The organism is Dactylosporangium sp. NPDC005555 (assembly GCF_040605635.1).
Lineage (GTDB): Bacteria > Actinomycetota > Actinomycetes > Mycobacteriales > Micromonosporaceae > Dactylosporangium.
The window spans coordinates 15,436-36,869 of record NZ_JBEXDG010000053.1; the positions used below are offsets into that span (position 1 = coordinate 15,436).

Annotated in this window: 13 protein-coding genes; 7 read left to right on the forward strand and 6 right to left on the reverse strand. The window is 73.8% G+C overall.

Going from position 1 to position 21,434, the window contains the following annotated elements; translation table 11 throughout:
* Window positions 1-14: 14 nt before the first annotated feature.
* Both ABZS58_RS39120 and ABZS58_RS39125 read right to left on the reverse strand, forming a co-directional pair.
* Window positions 15-1,766 carry a fatty acyl-AMP ligase gene (locus tag ABZS58_RS39120; RefSeq protein WP_354788626.1) on the reverse strand — a complete coding sequence of 584 codons (1,752 nt, stop codon included), beginning with the start codon at window positions 1,764-1,766 and terminating at the stop codon, window positions 15-17.
* Window positions 1,763-6,712 carry an aminotransferase class III-fold pyridoxal phosphate-dependent enzyme gene (locus ABZS58_RS39125; RefSeq protein WP_354788628.1) on the reverse strand — a complete coding sequence of 1,650 codons (4,950 nt, stop codon included), beginning with the start codon at window positions 6,710-6,712 and terminating at the stop codon, window positions 1,763-1,765. Before ABZS58_RS39125 ends, ABZS58_RS39120 begins: the two co-directional genes overlap by 4 nt.
* A 109-nt stretch (window positions 6,713-6,821) precedes the next feature.
* Between ABZS58_RS39125 and ABZS58_RS39130 the strand changes: the two genes are divergently transcribed.
* Complete coding sequence (locus tag ABZS58_RS39130; RefSeq protein WP_354788629.1) at window positions 6,822-7,556, forward strand: rhomboid family intramembrane serine protease; 735 nt, start codon at window positions 6,822-6,824, stop codon at window positions 7,554-7,556.
* A 58-nt stretch (window positions 7,557-7,614) separates the two neighbouring features.
* Here the strand turns inward: ABZS58_RS39130 and ABZS58_RS39135 are convergent, their stop codons facing one another.
* From ABZS58_RS39135 to ABZS58_RS39150, 4 genes are read right to left on the reverse strand one after another with little or no spacing between them, the layout of a single operon-like run.
* Window positions 7,615-8,325 carry a 4'-phosphopantetheinyl transferase superfamily protein gene (locus ABZS58_RS39135; RefSeq protein ID WP_354788630.1) on the reverse strand — a complete coding sequence of 237 codons (711 nt, stop codon included), beginning with the start codon at window positions 8,323-8,325 and terminating at the stop codon, window positions 7,615-7,617.
* Window positions 8,326-8,378: 53 nt separating this feature from the next.
* Complete coding sequence (locus ABZS58_RS39140) at window positions 8,379-8,681, reverse strand: ferredoxin (RefSeq protein WP_354788631.1); 303 nt, start codon at window positions 8,679-8,681, stop codon at window positions 8,379-8,381.
* Window positions 8,682-8,738: 57 nt separating this feature from the next.
* The gene (gene mqnE / locus ABZS58_RS39145) at window positions 8,739-9,905 is read right to left on the reverse strand and encodes an aminofutalosine synthase MqnE (protein ID WP_354788632.1); all 1,167 of its coding nucleotides are present in this window, start codon (window positions 9,903-9,905) and stop codon (window positions 8,739-8,741) included.
* Between the two features lie 44 nt (window positions 9,906-9,949).
* Window positions 9,950-11,029: a hypothetical protein gene (locus ABZS58_RS39150; protein ID WP_354788633.1), complete on the reverse strand. Its 1,080-nt coding sequence runs from the start codon at window positions 11,027-11,029 to the stop codon at window positions 9,950-9,952.
* A gap of 247 nt (window positions 11,030-11,276) precedes the next feature.
* On the opposite strand from ABZS58_RS39150, the gene ABZS58_RS39155 reads away from it, so the two are divergent.
* From ABZS58_RS39155 to ABZS58_RS39180, 6 genes are all read left to right on the forward strand, one after another.
* Window positions 11,277-12,149, forward strand: a complete 873-nt coding sequence (locus tag ABZS58_RS39155) for a 1,4-dihydroxy-6-naphthoate synthase (RefSeq protein WP_354788634.1) — start codon at window positions 11,277-11,279, stop codon at window positions 12,147-12,149.
* 49 nt (window positions 12,150-12,198) lie between these two features.
* Window positions 12,199-12,579 (forward strand): DUF6069 family protein, encoded by a 381-nt coding sequence (locus ABZS58_RS39160; RefSeq protein WP_354788635.1) that lies wholly within the window; start codon window positions 12,199-12,201, stop codon window positions 12,577-12,579.
* Between the two features lie 62 nt (window positions 12,580-12,641).
* Window positions 12,642-15,254 (forward strand): helix-turn-helix transcriptional regulator, encoded by a 2,613-nt coding sequence (locus tag ABZS58_RS39165; protein ID WP_354788637.1) that lies wholly within the window; start codon window positions 12,642-12,644, stop codon window positions 15,252-15,254.
* Window positions 15,251-17,497: a helix-turn-helix transcriptional regulator gene (locus tag ABZS58_RS39170; RefSeq protein ID WP_354788638.1), complete on the forward strand. Its 2,247-nt coding sequence runs from the start codon at window positions 15,251-15,253 to the stop codon at window positions 17,495-17,497. Before ABZS58_RS39165 ends, ABZS58_RS39170 begins: the two co-directional genes overlap by 4 nt.
* Entirely contained in the window at window positions 17,491-20,184 is a 2,694-nt protein-coding gene (locus ABZS58_RS39175) for a LuxR C-terminal-related transcriptional regulator (protein ID WP_354788639.1), read from the forward strand. The genes ABZS58_RS39170 and ABZS58_RS39175 overlap by 7 nt, the downstream gene beginning before the upstream one ends.
* Window positions 20,185-20,655: 471 nt before the next feature.
* Window positions 20,656-21,426, forward strand: a complete 771-nt coding sequence (locus ABZS58_RS39180; RefSeq protein WP_354788667.1) for a PAS domain-containing protein — start codon at window positions 20,656-20,658, stop codon at window positions 21,424-21,426.
* The last annotated feature ends 8 nt before the right edge of the window (window positions 21,427-21,434 follow it).

Sequence of the window (21,434 nt, forward strand, 5' to 3'; positions counted from 1 at the left end):
CAGCACGCTACCGGTCACCACGCCTTGGCTCCGCCGTCGGGCAGCAGGTCCCGGCTCCGCTTGCGCTGGACCTTGCCGCTGGTGGTGCGGGGCAGGCCGCCGGGGCGCAGCAGCGTCACCGACGCGACGTGCAGCTGATGCTCGTCCGACACGGCCCGGCGGACCGCGGCGACGACCTCCTCGTAGGGGACGCCGGCGCCGTCGGCGTCCCGGGAGACGCGGACCTGACGGGCGGTCTCGGCGACGATGCCGAGCTGCCCGTCGTCACCGGACGGGAACGCCGCCACGCCGTCCGCCGCGATCGCCGGGTGGGCGGCGCTGACGGTGCGTTCGATGTCGGTCGGATAGTGGTTGCGGCCGTCGACGATGATCAGGTCGTCGATGCGACCGAGCACGAACAGCTGCCCGTCAGCGATGAAGCCGAGGTCACCGGTCTGTAGGTAGGCGGCGTCGGGCCGGTCCGCGAGCCGGCCGCCGAAGCGGGCCGCGGTCGCCTCCGGCTGCCGCCAGTAGCCGCTGGAGACGCTGTCCCCGGCGACCCAGATCTCGCCCACCCGGTCGTCGCTCGCCGGTACCCCGGCGGCGACGATCCGCACGTCGAGGTTGGCGGGGATACGGCCGCACGCGACGATCTGCCGTGCCGGGTGGCCCGCCCGCGCCGCGACGAGCGCGCCGCGCTCCTCCAGTGCCGCGGCGTCGAGGTCGACGCAGCGGGCGTCGCCGGGCGAGCGGGCGCCGCTGATGTAGACGACCGCCTCGGCCAGGCCGTAGCAGGGCCGCAGCGTCTCGGGGCTGAACCCGGCGCCGGCGAACGCGTCCATGAACTTCGTCAGGGTGCTGTACCGCACCGGTTCGGCCCCGTTGAGCGCGATCTTCCAGCCGCTCAGGTCGAGCCGCGCCTTCTGCTCGTCGGTGACCTTCGCGACGCACAGCTCGTAGGCGAAGTTCGGGGCGGAGGAGACCCAGGCACGGTAGCGGCTGACCGCGTCGAGCCAGACGAACGGGCGCATCAGCAACGCCATCGGCGGCAGCAGCACGACCCGGCCCGCGGGGTACAGCGCGCCGAGCATCTGCGCGAGGCCCATGTCGTGGAAGATCGGCAGCCAGCTCACCACGCAGTGCTCGCCCGGCGGGCAGTTCGCGGCGTCGGTGAGGACGGCGATGGCGGCGGCGTTGGCGAGCACGTTGCCGTGGGACAGCACGACGCCCTTCGGCGCACTGGTGGAGCCGGACGTGTACTGCAGGAACGCAGGGTCCTCCGGCCGCACCCCCGGGTCGCGCCACAGCCCGGCGAGGCCCGCCGGCACGTCGGCGACGACGATCGGCTCGACGCCGCCGAGGTCCGCGACGAGCGACGACTCGGCGTGCTGGGCGGTGGTGAGCACGACGGCCGGGTCGGCGTCCTTGACGATCCCGTCGAGCCGGCCGAGGGTCCGCTTCCCGCCGTGGATCGCGTCCGGCGACGGTGACGGCACCGCGACGATCCCCGCGTACGCGCAGGCGAAGAACGCGACGACGAAGTCGATGCCGTTGGGCAGCATCAGCATCGCCCGGTCCCCGGGTGCCGTGGTCTGCTGCAGCAGCGCCGCGGTGTCCCGGACCCGCCGGTCCAGCTCCGCGTAGGTGAGGGTGGCCACCTCCACGCCGTGGCTGTCCAGCTCCGTGCAGGCGGGCCGGTCCGGGGTGCGCCCGGCGTGGTGGCGCAGCAGGTCACCGAGCGTGTGCACGCCCTCCAGCACGTGCAGCGGGTGCCGGTCGGCGGTCACAGCTCCCCCACCGCGCCGGCCAGGATCGTCCGAGCGCCCGGGAACAGCCCGTTGGCGGTCATCGCGTCCGCGGCCTTGACAACGATCGCGACGATCCGGTCCAGGTCGTCGTCGGTGTGGGCGAGGGACAGGAAGCAGTTGCGGCCCTCCCAGATGTACAGGCCGTCGTGCACGAGCATGGTGTGGAAGATCTCGGTCCGCTCGGACTGGGCCGGCTCCTCGACCAGCCGCAGCCGGAACAGCGAACCGAAGCGGGCGACGCGGATCGGCACGTCCGCCGCGGTGAACATCGCGTCCAGCTGCGCGCCGAACGCCTCGGTCCGGGCGTTGAGCTGCTCCTGCAGCGCCGGGCCGCGGCGGACCAGCTCGCGCAGGACGGCCCGGCCGGCGGCCAGCGACAGGGGGTGCTTGCAGAAGGTGCCGGAGAAGAACGTGCGGACCGACTGCGGGTACGGCTGGTCGCCGAACTCCCACGCGCCGCCGTCGATCGCGTCGAGGTACTTCGCGTCGCCGGCGACGACGCCGATCGGCATGCCACCGCCGAGGACCTTGCCGTAGGTGGTGATGTCGGCGGTGATGCCGAAGACGCCCTGGGCGCCGTTCTGATGCATCCGGAAGCCGGTGATGACCTCGTCGAAGATGAACGGGGTGCCCGCGCCGGCGGTGATCCGGCGGACCTCGCGCAGGAACTCGACGGGCTGGATGTCGGGGCGGCGACTCTGCACCGGCTCGACGATCACGGCGGCGAGCTCGTGCGCCCGCTCCCGCAGCACCTGCAGCGACGCCGGGTCGCCGTAGGGCAGGACGAGCACGTTGGCGCTGACCTCCGGCGGGATGCCCGGGGCCATCGGCACCGACTCGCCGGAGGAGCCCTCGATGTCCTGGCGGGCCAGGATCGGGTCGGCGGTGCCGTGGTACGCGCCGGCGAACATGGCGATGCGGTGCCGTCCGGTGACCGCCCGGGCCAGCCGGACCGCCACCATCACGGCCTCGGAGCCGGTGTTGCAGTAGACGACGCGTTCCTTCCCGGTCAGCTGCCGGATGAGGTCGGTCATCTCCGGGACCAGCGGCGAGTGCGGGCCGAGCTGCATGCCGTCGGCGAGCTGGGCGGTGATCGCCTCGTTGATGAACGGCTCGTTGTGCCCGAACAGGTTGACGCCGAAGCCCATGGTGAGGTCGATGTACTCGTTGCCGTCGACGTCCCACACCTTGGCGCCGTGGGACCTGGCCACCACGATCGGGTAGCGGGTCTCCTTGAGGTTGAGGTACGGCTGCGGCGCGTGCCGGACGTCGGCGTGCCCCAGCCGCTCCGCGCCGGCCTGGGCGCGGGACCCGGCGGTGCGGGCGCAGTAGGCGCGGGAGATGCCGGCGATGAAGGCCCGCTGCTCGTCGGTGAGCTTCCGCGGGTTCCCGCCGCTGCGGGGTCCGAACGCGACGAACGTCCCCTGCGGCGCGGCCGGGATCGCCGTGCGCTGCGCCGGAACCGCCGGGGCCGCGGCCGGGGTCGCAGCGACCGGCGCGGGCGGGGCGGAGGAGGCGGGTGCCGCGGGCGTGGCTCCACCGGGCTGGCGGCGGCGCAGCAGCTCGAACGCCTGGTCCATCACCTGCGCGTGGACGTCGAGGAAGCGGTCGACGACGCCGGCGGTGCCCGGGACTAGCGGCGGCAGTGGCATCGAAGGCACCGCAGCGGCCACGGCCCCCGGCGCGGGCGTGACCACCGGCAAGGGCGCCGGCGACGGCTCGCGCAGGGCGAGCACGGCGGCCGGGGCGCTGTCCGCGATGTACCCCGCCAGCCGCCGCAGCGTGTTGACCTCCTCGAACAGCAGCCCGATCGGGATGACCACCTCGAAGGTGCGCTGGATGCTCTGGATCGTGTGGAACAGCGTCATGGAGTCCGCGCCGAGCTCCAGGAACGACATGTCCGGGTCGATCGGCGAGGCGGACTCCAGCAGTGTCGTCACGACCTGGCCCAGCTCCGCCAGGATACGGTCGTCCGCTCCTGCCGACGTCGGTTGTGCCACGTGCTCCTCAGCCCCTCTCTGGATGGGGATCACCGCCGGTGCGGCCGCCGTGGGCAGCCAGAACCGTCTGCGCTGGAACGGGTAGGTGGGCAGGTCGACCCGCCGGCGGCGGAAGCCGTCGTGGATCCCGGCCCAGTCGAGGTCGTGGCCGGCGGCGTACAGCTGAGCGAGCGAGTCGGTGAGCACGTCGCCGTCCTCGGCGCCGGGGCGCAGCGACGCCACCCACCGCGCCCCGGACACCACCCGGCGACCGGCGCCGAGCAGCACCTGACCCGGGCCGGCCTCGACGAACGTGGTGCAGCCGGCCTCGGCGATGCGGCGCACGCCGTCGGCGTAGCGGATCGTCGAGGTGAGGTGCCTGGTCCAGTACCCGGCATCGGGGCGGTGCGTGTCGTCGAAGTACCGCCCGTCGAGGTCGCTGACCAGCGGCACCCGCGGCGCCCGGTAGGTGACGGCCTCGGCGGCCTCGGCGAAGGCGTCGCGGGCCGCGGCCATCATCGGCGAGTGGAACGCGAGGCCCGATTTCACCGGCCGGACCGTCACGCCACCGGCGGTCAGGTGCGCCTCCACGGCGGCGACGGCTTCGGCGGTTCCGGCGACGGTGACATTGGTGTCGGCGTTGACGGCGGCGATCGCCAGGCTCGGGTCGGCCACGGCGGCGAGCGCGGCGCGGACCGTGTCCTCGCCGGTGAACGCGGCCAGCATCGCGCCGGGCGCGGCGCACTCCTGCACGAGCCGGCCGCGCGCGGCGACCAGGCGCAGCCCGTCCTCGAGGTCGAAGACCCCGGCGACGCACGCGGCGACCAGCTCGCCGACGCTGTGCCCGAGCAGGTGACCGGGGGTCACGCCCCAGCTGGTCCACAGCTGCGCGAGGGCGTACTCGACGCAGAACAGCGCGGGCTGCGTGTAGCGGGTCTCGTCGAGGAGGTGCTGCTCGCCGGGCTGCGGGAACAGGACCGTCTGGATGCTGCGGCCGATCAGGTCCCGCAGGACCTCGTCACATCGCAGGATGGTGTCGCGGAAGCGGGCGTTCGTCACGTACAGCTGCCGGCCCATGTCGGCGTACTGCGACCCCTGCCCGCTGAACAGGAACGCGACGCTCCCGGCACCGTCGGGTGGGCGCAGACCGCTGTGCAGGCCCCGGTGGGCCGTCCCGGTGCCGATGCGGTGCAGCTGTTCGGCGGCTTCTTCGCGGGTACGAGCGGCGAACGCGGCCCGGTGCCGGAAGTGCGACCGTCCGGTGTGGACGGACGCGGTGAGGTCGGCGAGCGACGGCTTGCGTTCCAGCCGGTCCGCGTAGCGCGACGCGAGCGCCGCCAGGGCCGCCGGGCTTTTCGCACTGACGGTGACCAGGTGCGCGGAGCGGACGTTGCCACCGGCGGACGACTTCGTGGGTGGCGGGGCGGCCTGGACGATGACGTGGGCGTTGGTGCCGCCGAAGCCGAAGGAGCTGACGCCGGCGGTGAGCGTGCCGTGCCGCGGCCGCCACGGCTGCCCGGTGGTCGGCACGGTCAGCGGCGCGTCGGCGGGGATCCGCGGGTTGCGGTCCCGCAGGTGCAGGTGGGCCGGGACGTGCCCGTGCTGGAGCATCAGCACGACCTTGAGCACCCCGGCGATCCCGGCGGCGGCCTCGGCATGCCCGATGTTCGTCTTCACCGAGCCGAGCAGCAGCGGCTCGCCCGCGGGCCGGCCCTCACCGAGGACGGCGGCGAGCGCGGCGGCCTCGATCGGGTCGCCGAGGGGGGTCCCGGTGCCGTGCGCCTCGACGTAGTCGACGTCGGCGGGTGCCAGGCCCGCGTCGTGCAGGGCGTCGCGCAGCACGTCCTCCTGGGCGCCGCCGTGCGGGGCGGTGAGCCCGTTGCTGCGCCCGTCCTGGTTGACCGCGGAGCCGCGGACGACGGCGAGGACCCGGTCGCCGTCGCGGACGGCCGCGTCGAGGCGCTTGAGCAGCACCAGGCCGCAGCCCTCGGCGCGGACGTAGCCGTCGGCGGCGGCGTCGAACGTCTTGCACCGGCCGTCGGCGGCCATCATGCCGGCCTGCTCGAAGACGTCGGTGCCGTCGGTGGCCAGCAGCAGGTTCACGCCGCCGGCGAGGGCGGTGTCGGACTCGCCGAGGCGCAGGCTGCGGCAGGCCATGTGCAGCGCCACCAGCGACGAGGAGCAGGCGGTGTCCACGGCCACGCTCGGGCCCTTGAGGTCCAGGGCGTAGGAGATGCGGTTCGCCGCGACGCTCAGCGCCTGCCCGGTCCCGGAGTGCGGGGTGTGCAGGTGCGGCTCGCGGGCGAGGAGCCGGCCGTAGTCGCTGCCGCTGATGCCGACGAACACGCCGGTGCGGGTGCCGGCCAGGCTCGCCGGCGGCACGCCCGCGTGTTCGAGGGTCTCCCACGCGACCTCGAGCAGCAGCCGGTGCTGCGGGTCGACGTGCCCGGCCTCCTTGCCGGAGATGGCGAAGAACTCGGCGTCGAACTGGTCGACGTCGGCGAGCAGCCCGTGCGGCCGGCCGAGCGGCGGGTGGCCGGGCACGTCACCGCCGACGGCGTCGGTGCCGGACTCCAGCAGCCGCCAGAACGCGTCGGGGCCGTCGGCGCCGGGGAACCGGCAGCCCATGCCGATGACGGCGATCGGCCCGCCGTCGGCCGCGGCGGCCGGGCGTGGCAGGTTCACCGCGGGTTCACCCGCGCCGGTGAGGTGCCGGGCCAGCTGCCGGGCCGTCGGGTACTGCCAGAACACGGTGGCCGCGACCGGCCGCCCCAGGTGCTCCTGCAGGTCGCCGAGCAGCACCAGGGCGTCGCGGGAGGACAGGCCGAGGTCGGCGAGGACCGCGTCGGGCTCCACGCTGTCCGTGCCGGTCTTCTCCGCGACGTGCCGCAGGATCCACGCCTCGACCGCCGCCGCGTCGGTTGCCGCATGCCTCGCAGGTTGCACGCCCGCCTCCCCATGGTCGGGTTCGAGCATCGGCGATCACGCTTAGGGCAACCCCTAGATAGGCGATCGCGCCGGGAGGGGCGAGCGCGCTGCGGGTAGCGTAGGGGCAGTGACCACCGTCGAATCTCGCCGCAGCGCGGGCCTGCCGATCGCCACCGTGATCGTCACGTTGATCACCGCACTCGGTGCCGCTGCCCAGCTCAACGACCCCGACGTCCTGGCCCGGTTCCGGCGTGACTACCCGGCGTTACACGACGGTGAATGGTGGCGGTGGTTCACGCCGCTGCTGGTGCAGTCCGCCGGGTGGGGACAGATCCTGTTCAACATCGGCTCGCTGATCGTCGTCGGCGTCATCGCCGAGCGCCGGTTCGGCACATTGCGCTGGCTGGTGCTGTACGTGGGGATCGGCCTGGCCGGTGAGGCCTTCGGGGAGCGTCTGGACCCGACGGGCGCCGGCAACTCCCTCGCCGTCTGCGGCCTCGCCGGTGCCCTGGCGACCCTGCTGCTCCTGCGGCCCGGTGCGGCGACCCGCCCGCACGCGTTCGTCGTGCCGTACTACGTGGCGTGCGTGGCCGGGCTCGGCTTCGGCGGGATCATCGGCGCGACCATCGCCCCGACCGTCGTCCTCGTGGTCATGAGCGTGCTGCTGCGCCAGGACTCCTACACCGGGGTGGCGTTCGTCGCCGGTGTCGCGTCGCTGGTCGGCGCCGGGGCGCTCGCCGTGAAGCCGGACCAGCACGGCATCGCCCTGCTCTGCGGCGCGGTCGCCGGGCTGCTGCTGTTCCCGCCGCGGCACCGGGCCGGCCGGGGTGCGCCGCAGTGGCCCGTTCCCGCCCGCCGCTGACGCATCGGGCCCGGCACCGTTCGGCGCCGGGCCCTCCTCCGCGCTTGTCCGCGCTTCGTCAGCCGACGTACGCCGGCTGCCGGGCCGGGACCGCGATGCCGGTGAGGACCAGGCCGCGGTCGACGAGCCAGCGGCCGCCGAACCCGGCGACCTCGACCCCGCCGACGACCGGGCCAGGCACCAGCAGCCACGCGTGGAACGTCTCACGCTGGGGCGAGATCGTCACCGTTGCCTCGGTGAAGTCCAGCCAGCGGCCGGTCAGCGGGTACCACGCCTTGAACACCGACTCCTTGATGCTGAACAGCAGCCGGTCCCAGTGGACGCCGGGCCGCTGCCCTTCCAGCTGCCGCAGGTGCCGGCGCTCCTCGACGAGGGTGATGCTGGACAGGACGCCGTCGGGCAGCGGCTCGTGCGGCTCGGCGTCGATACCGATGGTGGTGAGCTGCTCGGCCCGGGCGACGGCCGCGGCCCGGTAGCCGGCGCAGTGGGTGATGGTGCCGACGATGCCCGCCGGCCACAGCGGCTCGCGGCGCGGCCCGGACGGGATCGCGACCGGGCCGACGCCGAGCCGGCCGAGCGCCTCGCGGGCGCACCGCCGGGCCGTCATGAACTCCGCGCGGCGCTTCGCGACCGCGTTGCCGAGCGCCGCGAGCTCCTGCGGGAACAGCGGCGCCGGCACGGTGTCGTCGAACGCCTCGACAACGGCCGTGCCCTCCGGCAGGAGCCGGCCGAGCAACGTCACAGCACCCTCGGCCGTCGCGACGGTCATGGTGTCGGTGCTTCCGGTCCGTACACTTCCACGCATTTGCGCCGGCGTCACAGTCATGCCGGCGCTTCCGGTCCGTACACCTCGACGCCGTCGTGCTGGCGGCGCACGTGGATGCAGTCGCCGGGGCACTCTTTCGCCGAGTCGATGACGTCCTGGGCGGCCACGAGGGGCACCAGCACGGCCGTGCCGGGCGAGTGCCGCAGCTCCCCGTCGTCACCCTTGACGTAGGCGAGCCCGTCGACGTCGAGCTCGAAGACGTCCGGCGCGTACTGCGCGCAGATCCCGTCGCCGGTGCACAGCCCCTGGTCGATCCAGACCTCGAGCTGGTCCTCCTGCGGTGTCGTCGCCGCGGTCATCCGCGTTCACCTGCCTCGTCTCGTGGTTCGGTGGCTCTTTCGGTGACTGTCACGGGGTCAGACCCGCATCGGCTGGGGCGTCTCGCGGCGGGCCAGGTCGGGACCCTCGAACTCGCGGATGATCTCGTAGCGGGTGTTGCGCTCGACCGGCCGGAACCCGGCGTTGCGGATCAGGTCGAGGAGGCTCTCGCGGGTCATCTTGTCCGGGGTGCCGAACTCGTCCGCGTCGTGGGTGATCTTGTACTCGACGACCGAGCCGTCGATGTCGTCGGCGCCGTGGTTGAGCGCCAGCTCCGCGGTCTGCAGGCCGTGCATCACCCAGAACACCTTGACGTGCGGGACGTTGTCGAACATCAGCCGGGACACCGCGAACGTCTTGAGCGCCTCGGCGCCGGTCGCCATCGTGGTGCGGGCCATCAGCTTGTTGCGGATCTTGCCGTCCCGCGAGTCGTGGAAGTCGTGCTGGTAGCGCAGCGGGATGAACACGTGGAAGCCGCCGGTCTCGTCCTGCAGCTCGCGCAGCCGCATGACGTGGTCGACGCGGTGCTTCGGCTCCTCGATGTGCCCGTACAGCATCGTGCACGGGGTCTTGAGGCCCTTGCTGTGCGCGAGGCGGTGGATGCGCGACCAGTCCTCCCAGTGGGTGGCGTGGTCGACGATGTGCTGGCGGATCTCCCAGTCGAAGATCTCCGCGCCGCCGCCGGTGAGCGACTCCAGGCCGGCGTCGATGAGCTCGTCGAGGACCTCCTCGGCCGACAGCCCGGAGATGCGCTCGAACCAGTGGATCTCCGTCGCGGTGAAGGCCTTGACCGCCACGGTGGGCGGCAGGGCCTCCTTCAGCGCCCGGATCGAGCGCGGGTAGTAGCGCCACGGCAGCGTGGGGTGCAGGCCGTTGACGATGTGCAGCTCGGTGAGCTGCTCGGACTCCATCGCCTTGGCGAGCCGGACCGCGTCCTCGATCCGCATCGTGTAGGCGTCCTTCTCCCCCGGCTTGCGCTGGAAGGAGCAGTACGCGCACGACGCCGTGCACACGTTCGTCATGTTCAGGTGCCGGTTGACGTTGAAATGGACCACGTCACCGTTCTTCTTGGTGCGCACGTGGTGCGCCAGCCCGCCCAGCCACGCGAGGTCGTCGCACGCGTACAGCGCGATGCCGTCCTCGCGGCTGAGCCGCTCACCGGCGAAGACCTTCGCCTCCAGTTCCCGCTTCAGACCTGTGTCCACCAACGACTCCTCATCGACTCTTTTGTGGGGCTTGCGGGCGAGGCTCAGTAGAGCCCTTCGGGCGCGGCGGAGGTGATCTGCAGCGGCCGTACATTGGCGACCGCGTCGCACGGCCAGTCGTCCCCGGCCCGGTGCCGGACGGCCTGGTCGCGCTCCATGATGTTGGGCAGGAACAGGTCGTCGTGCAGGACGGTGAGCCGCACCCGGCCGGTCTCGCCGTAGCCGACCGTGCGCCGCGGGTCCTCCTTGTCGACGACGGCCATCGTGACCTGCGGGTAGTTGGGCAGGTACGGCAGGACCGCGCCGTCGCGCTCGACCGGCAGGCCCATCGCGCAGCCGAACGTGTTGCCGTACGTCATGCCGATCAGCCCGCCCTGCAGCGCCTCGGCGATCTCGGTGTACATCGCCGGGGTCAGCTGGGTGCCGCCGAGGCCGACGCCTGAAAGGCCGGCGACGAGCTCTGGCCGGCGGGAGATGAGCGCCTGCAGGATCGCCGGCGTCGTCTCCAGATAGTGCACCCGGCCGGTCTCCAGCACGTCGGTCATCTGCTCGATGGTGTGCTCGACGTACATGTTCATCTCGACCAGCCGGCTGTCGCGGATCAGCGTCTTGATCCAGCGCGGGTCGAGGTCCATCGTGTAGACGGTCGAGTCGTAGAGCTCGGCGATCTGGTTCGCGCCGCGGCCGACGATGTGCGGCCCGCTCGGGCACGCGTAGAGCCAGGTGCGGCCCGGCTCGAAGCCGGTGAGCCGCAGCCCCTGCAGCCGCCACGCGGTGTGGTGCTCGGCCATCGACGGGGTGTGGAAGATGCGGCACGGCTTGCCGGTGGTGCCGCCGGACTCCCAGATCCGCCCGGCGAGCGGCCGCGGCACATCCGACGGCACCAGCTGCACGGGGTCGAGCTCACGCAGCGTCGCGAGGGAGAACGGCCCGAACTGGGCGAGGTCGTCGTAGCGGGTGATGTCGAACGGGTCGAACCCGAGGTGCGGCCGGCGGGCCAGCCAGTACGGGCTGCCGGTCGCCGGGTCGAAGTGCCGGCGGACCACCCGCACGGTCCACTCGTCCAGGTCGGTGGCCAGCCATGCGTCGGTGAGCGCCGCGGCGGGTTCCATGACGGTCGTCATCGATTCGTCCTTCGGGTGCCGGAAGCGATGAGCCCGGCTGGATGTGCCGGGCACGGAAGACAGGCAGCGGTCTGCGACCGACGCAGTTCTGCTGCTGGCATCGTGCCGTGGCGGAGATTGGGGAAATCACCACACTTGATCCGCATGCGAACCGACGCCATCACGAACCGGGACAAGCCGTGCCGTTCGGCCGTAAGATCCGGCAGCACGATCAATGTGTCTGCGCCCGGAGGGAAGGGGCCCGCTCATGGACGACCGGCCGCTGTCGATCGCGTATTCGCCGTGCCCCAACGACACATTCGTCTTCCACGCGTGGACGCACGGGGTCCTGCCGGGCACGCCCGCGACGACCGTCACCCACGCCGACATCGACGTCACCAACCACCTGGCCGGCAGCGACCGCTTCGACGTCATGAAGATCTCCTACGCGGCGCTGCCCGGCTTCCTGGACCGCTTCGCGCTCGTGCCGTGCGGCGGTGCCCTCGGCCGGGGCTGCGGCCCGCTGCTGGTCGCCCGCGAGGACCGCACGCCGCAGCAGCTGCGCGCGTCGGTCGTCGCCGTGCCCAGCGAGCAGTCCACGGCCTACCTGCTGCTGCGGCTGTGGGCCGAGCGCGGCGTGCCGGGCGGCTTCGGCGGCATCGTGGTCATGCCGTTCCACGAGATCATGCCCGCGGTCCGCGACGGCAAGGTCGACGCCGGCCTGATCATCCACGAGGCCCGCTTCACCTATGGGTCCTACGGCCTGCGGGAGCTGGTCGACCTCGGCCGGTTCTGGGAGGAGGACACCGGCCTGCCGATCCCCCTCGGCGCGATCGTCGCCCGCCGCGACCTCGGCCCCGGGCGCATCGCCGCGGTCACCGACGCGGTCCGCGCGTCCGTGCGGCACGCGTGGGCGCACCCCGAGGCGTCGCAGGGCTACATCCGCGAGCACGCCCAGGAGATGGCGCCGGAGGTGACGGCGCAGCACATCGCCCTGTACGTCAACGGGTTCACCGAGGACCTCGGCGACGACGGGCTGGCCGCCGTCCGCGCGCTGCTGGACCGGGCGGCCGCGGCCGGACTGTGCCCCGCCGTGCCGCCCGGCTCGCTCGACGCGGTACAACCGTCACCCGTGCCGTAACGCAGTCCGTTCCACCCGACCCCGCCCGACCCCGGAGGTACACCCGCACATGAAGCCGTCCGCAGTGCGCCCGCTCGCCATCGCCGGCGCCGCCGTCCTCGCCCTGATCGTCTTCTTCATCGCCCGTTCAGTCGCCGGTGACCTGGTGGTCAAGTCCGGCAGCAGCAACCAGACGATCAGCGCCGTCGCGGTCGTCCTCACCGTCGTCGTCGCCGGCCTCCTCGGCTGGGGCCTGCTCGCCCTGCTGGAGAAGGTCACCGCGAAGGGCCGCACGATCTGGACCGTCATCGCGGTCGTCTTCCTGCTGCTGTCGCTGCTCGGGCCGCTCGGCGGCACGGACACCGGCACGAAGGTCTCGCTCGCGCTGCTGCACCTGCTGGTCGGTGCCGTGATCATCACGGGGTTCACCCGGGCACCGCGGACCGGCTGACCGCGGCACCGCCGGGCACGACCGCAGGGACACCGCACTGACCGTACGGATGGGACACCGTCATGACACCGCAGCCCGCCGAACCGGACCGCAGCACCGGCACCCTGCCGGCGCGCGACGGCCGGCCGGTGCTACCGGATGTCGAGGCCGTCGCCGTCGTCGTGGTCGCCGGCGCGTACGGCACGGGCAAGACCACCCTGCTGCGCGCGCCGGCCCCGGCGGGCGTGACGGTGCTGTCCGCGACCTGCACGGAGGCCGACGCCGCGGTGGACTTCGCCGCGGCGCGGCAACTGCTGCCGGCGCAGCCGCGCTCCGGGACCCAGGTCGTCCCCGCCGACGGCGGCCACCGCACCGTGCTCGACCTGTACCGGCGGGCACTCGGCCTGCTCCAGTTCGGCCCGGTGCGGCTCGTCGTCGACGACGCCCACTGGTGCGACGGGGCGACCCTGCGCTGGCTGCACTACCTGCTGCGGCGCTGCACCAGCCGGCCGCTGCAGGTGGTCCTCGCCGTCGAACCCCGTGAGCACCCGGCGCTCAACACTCTCTTCGCCGACATCCTCGCCGGCCCGCGGCAGCTGATCCTCGACCTCGACGCTCCCGAGCACGCCGGCGCCGAGCCGCGCACCGACCGGCTGCGCCGCTTCCTGAGCCGCCAGCCGAACCTGCTGAGGGTCGCCGTCGCCGCCGCCGTCCTCCAGCAGGCCGACGCCGAGCTCGTCGGCGCGCTCGCCGGGCTGCCGCCGCAGCTGACCGTCGCCCGCCTGGCCACACTGCGCAACACCGGGGTCGTCACCGGCGACGCGGACCGGCCGGTGCCGCCCGCCGTCGCCGCGGGGCTGTTCGGCCTGATCGCCGCCGACGAGCTGCAGCGCCTGCGCCGCAAGGCCGCGCTCATGCTCAACGACGCCGACGCGCCCGTGCGGCGCATCGCCGACGTGCTGCTGGAGCTCGACGACCTCGACGAACCCTGGATGCTGGAGCGGCTGCGCGACGCGGCCACCGTCGCCTACCGGCACGACGCGCCCGCCGCGGTCCGCATCCGGACCCGGCTGCTGGCCGCGCAGCCGCACTCGCCGGAGGCCGCCGTCGACGTGGCCGTCGCGCTGCTCAACGTCGACCCGTCGGCGGCGCTCGTGCACGCCCGGCAGGCGCTGCCGCGCACCGGCGACGCCCGCACGAAGGCACGGGCCGTGGTCTGCCTCGGTCTCGCCGCGCTCGTCACCGGGCGGGAGCCGACCGCGCCGTACCTGCTGCACGACGCCATGGAGACGCTGCGCCGCGCCGCCGGGAACACCCCGACGCTGCGGGACCGCCTCCAGCTCGCGACCGTCGACTCGACGCTCGCCGCCAACGCCGCCATCGGCGGCGCCACCTACCACACCGTGCGGTCGCGCATCGGTGACGCACCGGCGAGTGTCGCCGGAGCGTCGTCCACCCACCGGATGCTCGCCGTGCACGCGCTCACCACCGCCTACGAGGGGCTCGACGTCGAGCGGGCCACCCGCTACGCCCGGCTGGTGCTGGACCGTCCCGTGACCGGCGACAGCTGGGCACCCCTGATGGCGACCCGGGTGCTGCTGATGGCCGACGACACCGCCGGTGCGCTCGCCGCGGCGAGCCGGCTGGCTGGGCACCACCGCGACCGCGGCGAGCCGTGCGCCGAGGCGGTCGCCCGGGCGACGTGGGCACACGTGCTGCTCGAGGTCGGCGAGCTCGAGGCCGCCTGGGCGGAGGCGACGACGGCGCTGCGCCTGGCCGGGGACAGCGAGTGGGGCGCCGCGACCTGGTCGGCGCAGACGAGCATCTCGATCGTCAACAGCGCCCAGGCCCGGGTCCTCGCCGCAGAGGCGGGGATGGAGGCGATCCAGGAACGCGGGTCCGACATGCCGCTGTGGGAGCAGGTGCAGGCCGTCGGCGCGACGGCGCTCGCCGCCTACTGGGGCCAGGACCACGACCGGGCGCTGCAGCGGCTCCGCGTCTGCGGGAAGGTCATCGAAGAGGCAGGAGTGTGCAGCCCGGCGTTCAGCAGCTGGTGGCTCGACGAGATCATCCTGCTGTCGCAGCGCGGCCACCAGCGGGAGGCGCACCTGCGGCTCGAGCAGGCGGAGGAGCAGTGCGACCGGTGGCGGACGCCGCGGACGGCGGGCATGGCGCTGCTGGCCCGGGCCGCGCTCACCGAGCAGGGGGCCAAGGTCGAGCTGCTGCTCGGTGCCCTGGCCGAGCTCGAACGCTCACCGGCGCCGATCCACCAGGTGAAGGCGCAGCTGATGCTCGGCCGGACCCTGACCGTCCTGGGCGACCGCACCGCCGCGCGCCGGCACCTGCGCGACGGCATGGTGCTGTCCAACCGGCTCGGCTACATGGTGCTGGCGGCGCACTGCCGCAACGTCCTGAGCTCCGCCGGCGGGCGCACCGGCACCGAGCTCGCCGCCTGTGGCGAGCTGTCCAGCAGCGAACGGGCCGTCGCGCGGCTGGCGGCCGGCGGCGCGACCAACCGGCAGATCTCCGAGGAGCTGTTCGTCTCCATGCGGACCGTCGAGTTCCACCTCACCAACGTCTACCGGAGGCTCGGCATCCGGCGCAGGGACGCCCTCGCCGGCATCGTCGAGCCGATGCCGCTGACCCGCCGGGCCACCGCCCCGCTCGCGGAGCCGGCCGACGGGGGTGTCTCGTGACCGGGCCCCGCCCCGCCGGAAGCGCCGCCGGGAGCGCCGCGGCCGCCGCGCGGTGGCGGTCCGTGCTCGCCACCGCCGGCGGGGGCACCTTCGACGCGCACACCGGGACGCTGCTGGCCGCCGCGGCCGCCGGAGACCCCGCGGTGCTGCTCGCCGCCGCGGCCGCGGGCGACCCGGCGGTGCTGGTGGCCGCCGTCCGCCGGTACGGGCTGCACCACCTCGACCTCGACGGGCTCAACGCCGCGTGCCGCCAGGTGCGGCGCGACCAGGTCACCGAGCGGCTGACCGAGCTGCCCGCCGCGCAGCTGCGCGGGCTGCGGATCCGGGCGCTGCTCGGGCCGGGCGTGCCGGACCGCCTCGCCGCCCGGCTCACCCAGGGCCTGCCCGGCTGCCCCGGGCTCGACGCCACCGACCCCCTCGTCGCCGACGTGGTGCTCGCCGCGATGGACGGCGCCGACCGGGCCGCGCTGCGCCGGTTCGCCGCCGAGACCGCCCACGACAAGGGCCTGCCACCCGTCCTCGTCGGCCGGCTGCTGAGCGCGACCGAGCCCGGCTGGCCCGCCTGGGCGCTCGGCGCGCTGCTGGCCGCGGCCGCCTCAGCCGCCACCGAACGGTCCTGGGACGCGGCGACGACGCTGTACAACCGGGCCCTGCGCGAGCCGATGGACGACACGCTGCGGCTTTCGACCTGGCTGACGCTCGGCGACGTGCAGCTGACCTGCTCGCCGGAGGCCGCCGGCCGCACCTACCGCACGGTGCTGCGCACGGCACCGGACGGCGGGCCGTCACCGCTGCGGCTCGCCGCCGCGGACCGGCTCCTGGTCCGCGGCGACGACGAGGCCGCCCGGCGCGAGCTCGCCGCCACCCACCACGACGTCGCCGCGTCGTCCGGTGAGGCGGCGGCACTGGCGGCGCTGTACTGGCTGGCGGTCGACCGGGCCGGCACCGCACCCGAGCTGACCTCCGACCGGGTGCCCGCACCCGACGGCGCCGCCACCGACCCCGCCGGGCGCGGCGTCCTCGCGTGGCGCGAAGCGGTCGCGGGCGACGACGTGGACCGCGCCCGCCGGCACGCCCTCGCCGCGCTGGACCCGCCGGCCGGTGCCGTGGTGCCACCCGCCGTCCAGGTCGCGGCGGCCCGCGCGCTGACGTTCACCGAGGACTTCGACGCGGCGGAGCGCCGGCTCAACGGGCTCGTCGAGGCGTCCCGCGGCGCCGGCGGGCACGCGGCCGGGCCGCTCGCCGCGCGGATCGAGCTGTGGCTGCGCACCGGCCGCCTCGCCGAGGCCGAACGCGACCTGCACGACCTGGGGCGATGCCTGCCGGAGCAGTCCTGGCACGCCAGTACCCTGCCGCGGCTGCGGGCGCTGCAGCTCATGCAGCTGCTGGCGACGGGCCGCGGGAAGCAGGCCCGCGCGGCGCTGGCCGCGCCCCTGCCGCCGGGCAGCGACCAGGGCATCGCCTGGGCGTACCTGCTCTACGCCCGGGCGGTCGCCGAGGCCACCGACGGTCAGGTCGACGCCGCCGTGCGGATGCTGCACGAGTGCGGCCGCCGGTGCCTGGCCGCGGGGCACCGCAACCCGGCGCTGCTGCCGTGGCGGTCCCAGGCGGCGCTGTGGGAGCACGTCCGCGGTCGCGACGCGGAGGCCGCATCGCTGCTGCGGGCCGAACGGCTGGCCGCCGAGCGGTGGGGCGCGAGCGGCACCGTCGCGCTCACCGAGCTGCGCGCGTCGCTGCTGCAGGGCGACGGGGTGACCCGGGCGGACCGCGCGGTCGTGGCGCTGTGGGCCGCGATGCGGGGCGGCTGGTCGGCGGAGACGCTGCTGAGCCTCGAAAGCGCGGCGGCGGGCCGTCCACGGTCGCCCGCGGCGGCCGCGGCCCTGCGCGCCGCGGCCCGGATCGGGCCCGGCAACGGCTGGAGCGTCAGGGTCGGCGGCGCCGGCGCGGCCAAGGCCGGCAGGAGCGCCAAGGGTGTCGCGGTGCACCGCAACACCGGCCGGGTCGCCGACCGGCACCCGGAGACCGGCGGCGACGCCTCGACCCTGTCGGCCGCCCAGCTCCGGGTCGCCGAGCTGGCGGCGAACGGCCTGCCGAACACGGCCATCGCCGGGATCCTCGCCATCACCAAGCGCACCGTTGAGCTGCACCTCAGCAACGCGTACCGAAAGTTGGGAATCACCAGCAGATCGGAGCTTTCCGATGTACTGGGTGGCGCGGCTGGGGAACACTCTGCGGTGTGCTGATCGAGCGGGATCATGAGCGAGACCTCTGCTGCGCCGCACTGACCAGGCTCCGGGCCGGACAGGGCGGTGTCCTGGCCGTCACCGGCGACCTGGGCGCCGGCAAGTCCGCGCTGCTGATGCAGGCGGCGGAGCTCGCCCTCGCCGGCGGGGTGCCGGTGGTCGCGGCCGTCGCCAACCGGGTCGAGCAGGGCCTGCCGCGCAGCCTGGCGTCGCGGCTGTGGCGGGACATCCGCGCCTCGGCCGCGGCCAGGACCGGCACGCTCCTCGTCACCGTCGACGACCTGCAGTGGGCGGACGACGCGAGCCTCGCCTGGCTCACCCGCCTGCACCGGCTGACCGGACGGGCGGGCGGGGTGAGCGTCCTGGTCGTGCTCGCGGTCCTGGACGGCGACGCCGGCGCCGAGCGGCCAGGGGTCCGCGCCGCGCTGGCCCACGCCGACCGGACGTCGCATCCGGCCCGGCTGACCGCGGCCGGGGTCGAGCGGCTCCTGGCCGGCACCGGGGCGGACCGGGCCACGGCGGACCGCTGCCACCGGCTCAGCGGCGGCAACCCTTCGGTGGTGCGCGCGATGGCCGCGGACGTCGACGGATGGTCCGGGACCGGCGGCGGTCCGCCGGACATCACCGGCCGCGCGTATCAGCCGCTGCGCCGGCGGGTGACCGCCGCGGTCGCGGCGCTGCCCGAGGCGCTGTGCGCGTATCTGCTGCGCGGCGTGCTGCTCGGCGCCGACGCGGAGCCCGGTCTCGTGGGCCGGCTCGCCGGTCTCGACGACGTCGACGCCCGCACCGCCGCCCGTGCGCTGCGGGCGATGGGGCTGCACGACGCCGCCGAGCCGCAGCCGGTGCTGGACGCGGTCGTGCGGCACGTCGTGGGCACCACGATCTGCCCGGAGTCGTTCGCGGTCGGCCATCTGGAGGCGGCGGAGGCGCTGTACCTGGCCGGCGCGCCCGCCGAGCGGGTCGCGGCGCACCTGGAGCAGGCGGTCACGCTGGACGCGTACGCGCCGGGGGTGCTGTCCGACGCCGCCGCGAGCGCCCTCGCCCGCCATGACGTGGCCACCGCCGTGCGGTATCTGCGGGTCGCGCTGCGCGGCCTGCCGCCGGGCGGTGCCGAGCGGGCCCGGGTGCTCGTCGACCTCGCCGTCGCCGAGCGGTGCGGCAACCCGTCGACGCTGGTGCGCCGGGTCCTGCAGGCGCTGCCGGAGCTGCCGGACGACGACGCGCGCGCCGCCGCCCTGGCCCGGATCCCGCCGATGGCGCTGCAGGCCGGCGCGGACGCCGCGGGCGAGGCGATCGCGCGGCACCTGTCGGTCGTGGCGGCCGCGGAGCCGGCCCGTGACGGGCGGCCGGCGGCGGCCGCGGCATTGACGCAGCGGCTGGAGGCGCGACTGTGGATGGCCGGCTGGCAGGACCCCGCGGTGCTGGCCGCCGCCACGGCCCAGCTGCGCGGCTGGGCGGCGCCGCCGCGGACCCCGGCCGAACGGGAGCTCGCGGGGGTGCTGCTGTTCTGCGCGACCATGCTGGCGGACATGACCGCGGACGACCTCGCCCCGCTCGCGCAGCTGCTGTTCGAGTCTCTCCCTGCCGACCACGACACGCTCGCCTCGATCGCGCCGCTCCTGGTCGCCGGTGCCGTCGCCGTCGAGCGGGTGCCGGCGCTGCAGCTGTGGCTGATGGAGGCGCGCCGGGCCTCCGACGCCGAGCCGTGCCGCCGGGTCGCGGCGCAGGTGCACACCCAGCTGGCGTTTCAGCAGCTGCACATCGGGCGTCCCGGCCCGGCCGCGGCCAGCGCCCTCAACGCGCTCACCGTGCTGCCGGACGGTTTCGGCGACGACGGGATCAGCGTCGCGATGCTCTTCGCGGTCGCCGCCGCGGTGCCGAACGAGCGGCTGCGGCAGCGGGCGGCGGCGCTGTGCCGCGCGGAGCGGGCCAACGCCGAGACGGGCATGCTGCCGATGGTGAGCAACCTGTTGTACGGCGCGATGCAGTACACCGCCGAGCCGCAGGCGGCGCTGGCCGCGCTGATCGAGTGTGAGCAGCAGCTGGCCACGCACGGCTGGCACAACCGGGCGCTCTTTCCCATCGGCGCGATGATCGCACCGCTGCTGCACCGGCTCGGGCGGCCCGAGGAGGCCCTCGAACGCATCGCCGAGGAGCACCGTCTGGCGGCAGCGTGGGGGTCACCCGCGGCGACCGGCCGGACGCTGCGGATCTGGGGTGAGCTCAGCCGCGGCCGGCAGGCGTTACGCCTGCTCGACGATGCTGTCGAGGTCCTCGAACGTTCCGTCAACGAGCTGGAGCTGTCGCGGGCGCTGCTGGCGCGGGGCACCCGGTTGCTCGCGACGGGGCGGCGGGGCGCCGGCGAGGACCTGCGGCGCGGGGGGCAGCTGGCGGCCGCGGCCGGCTTCTCCTGGCTGATGGAGCCGGCCAACGTGGCGCTCGAGGCGCACCACGAGCAGCTGGTGCCCGGGTTCAGCTCCTTCACCCCGTCGGAGCGGACCGTCACGGAGCTGGTCACGGCCGGTCTCACGAACCAGGCCATCGCCACCCGGCTGGGTATCTCCCAGCGGGCCGTGGAGAAACACCTGACCAACTGCTACCGCAAACTGGGGGTCACCAACCGATCCGCACTAAAGGCGGTGCTCAACCAGGTAGCGGCCAAAATGTCCGATGTACACTTCGAATAGGTTCGTTCGCTTCCGAACTCTGGAAGATCACCGCGGGTAATAATTAGGCCACTGAAAGCATTCGTGGATACGTCGCCGCGGCCCTGAACCCTCAAGACAATGCTCAAATTTTTCGCAAGATCGATGTCGGCCTCTACGTGCTACCGGACGGTCACATGTGGGGCCGAACCGGACTTCGGTCCGGATTCCGTTGCACAGGGTGCCCAGATACCGCCCCCGGACGCGGCGCGCCGGCCCTCCCCACCCATATTGAGCTGCATGAACACGTCACGGACGGCGCCACTGCGGAAACCTTGGCCACCCGGCGTGTCCGAACGGGCACCCAACGCCGCCGACTACGGTCCGCCACACCGAACTAGGCGCACACCTACCACAGTCTTTGGTGCCCGATTTGCTCGCGTTGACGCTTGCGGAAAGCCGTGCAAGGCTCCCGATGCGATCACAAATTTGGAGCATTTGGGAGACGTGTCGATGCTTCTGGTCAGTAACTTGAAGGCAGACGTTCGAGACGCAACTCAGACCGGCCCGCTCCAGCGACAAAACAGGAGTGAAACACTACCGGAACAATGCTGCACCTTTCCGCAGCCAAACCCGGCAGCCCTCGTCGGCGCGAGTGAATACGGCGAGCTGTTTCTGTCCATTGTCGAACGGACCGGGGCCGGCCTCGCCGTCCTCAATCCACAACTGCGTATCCAACACACAAACTCCGCGCTGCTCGAGCACTGCGGCCAGCCGCGCTTCGACCTGTACGGATTCGACTTCTCCGAGCTGTTGCACCCGAGTGTGCGCCAGCACATGCGCCGTCAGTTCGAGCGGCTTCTCACCGGTCGCAGCGGCCGTTTCGTGGAGCATCTCGCCGCACTGTGGGCGACCCGCACCGCCTTCACCGGATCCCTCACCGGAATGGCCGTACAGGGCGATGCCGGGCAGCTGAAGACAATCGTCGTCCTGGTCGCACCCGACAAGGGCGAGGATGACCGCCGGGTACTCATCAGCCCGAACAAGATCTTGACCGAGATCAATGCGAAGATCCTCGAGGGAGTGGCCACCGGTGTCCCCACCGTGCAACTGGCCGCGAAGCTGTACCTGAGCCGGCAGGGCATCGAGTACCACGTCAGCAACATGCTGCGCCAGTTCAAGGTGCCGAACCGGGCGGCGCTGGTGTCGAAGGCCTACTCCATGGGGCTCTTCGGCGTCGGGTCGTGGCCGCCGAAGGTGCTCAGCGAGTACGTGCGGCGCTGAAGGCCGCA

What these genes read in the sequence shown, in the direction of transcription:
- ABZS58_RS39135 (WP_354788630.1), bottom strand. Translation starts at nt 8,325, where the DNA reads ATGACCGTCGCGACGGCCGAGGGTGCTGTGACGTTGCTCGGCCGGCTC.
- ABZS58_RS39140 (WP_354788631.1), bottom strand. Translation starts at nt 8,681, where the DNA reads ATGACCGCGGCGACGACACCGCAGGAGGACCAGCTCGAGGTCTGGATC.
- ABZS58_RS39150 (WP_354788633.1), bottom strand. Translation starts at nt 11,029, where the DNA reads ATGACGACCGTCATGGAACCCGCCGCGGCGCTCACCGACGCATGGCTG.
- ABZS58_RS39155 (WP_354788634.1), top strand. Translation starts at nt 11,277, where the DNA reads ATGGACGACCGGCCGCTGTCGATCGCGTATTCGCCGTGCCCCAACGAC.
- ABZS58_RS39160 (WP_354788635.1), top strand. Translation starts at nt 12,199, where the DNA reads ATGAAGCCGTCCGCAGTGCGCCCGCTCGCCATCGCCGGCGCCGCCGTC.
- ABZS58_RS39165 (WP_354788637.1), top strand. Translation starts at nt 12,642, where the DNA reads ATGACACCGCAGCCCGCCGAACCGGACCGCAGCACCGGCACCCTGCCG.
- ABZS58_RS39180 (WP_354788667.1), top strand. Translation starts at nt 20,656, where the DNA reads ATGCTTCTGGTCAGTAACTTGAAGGCAGACGTTCGAGACGCAACTCAG.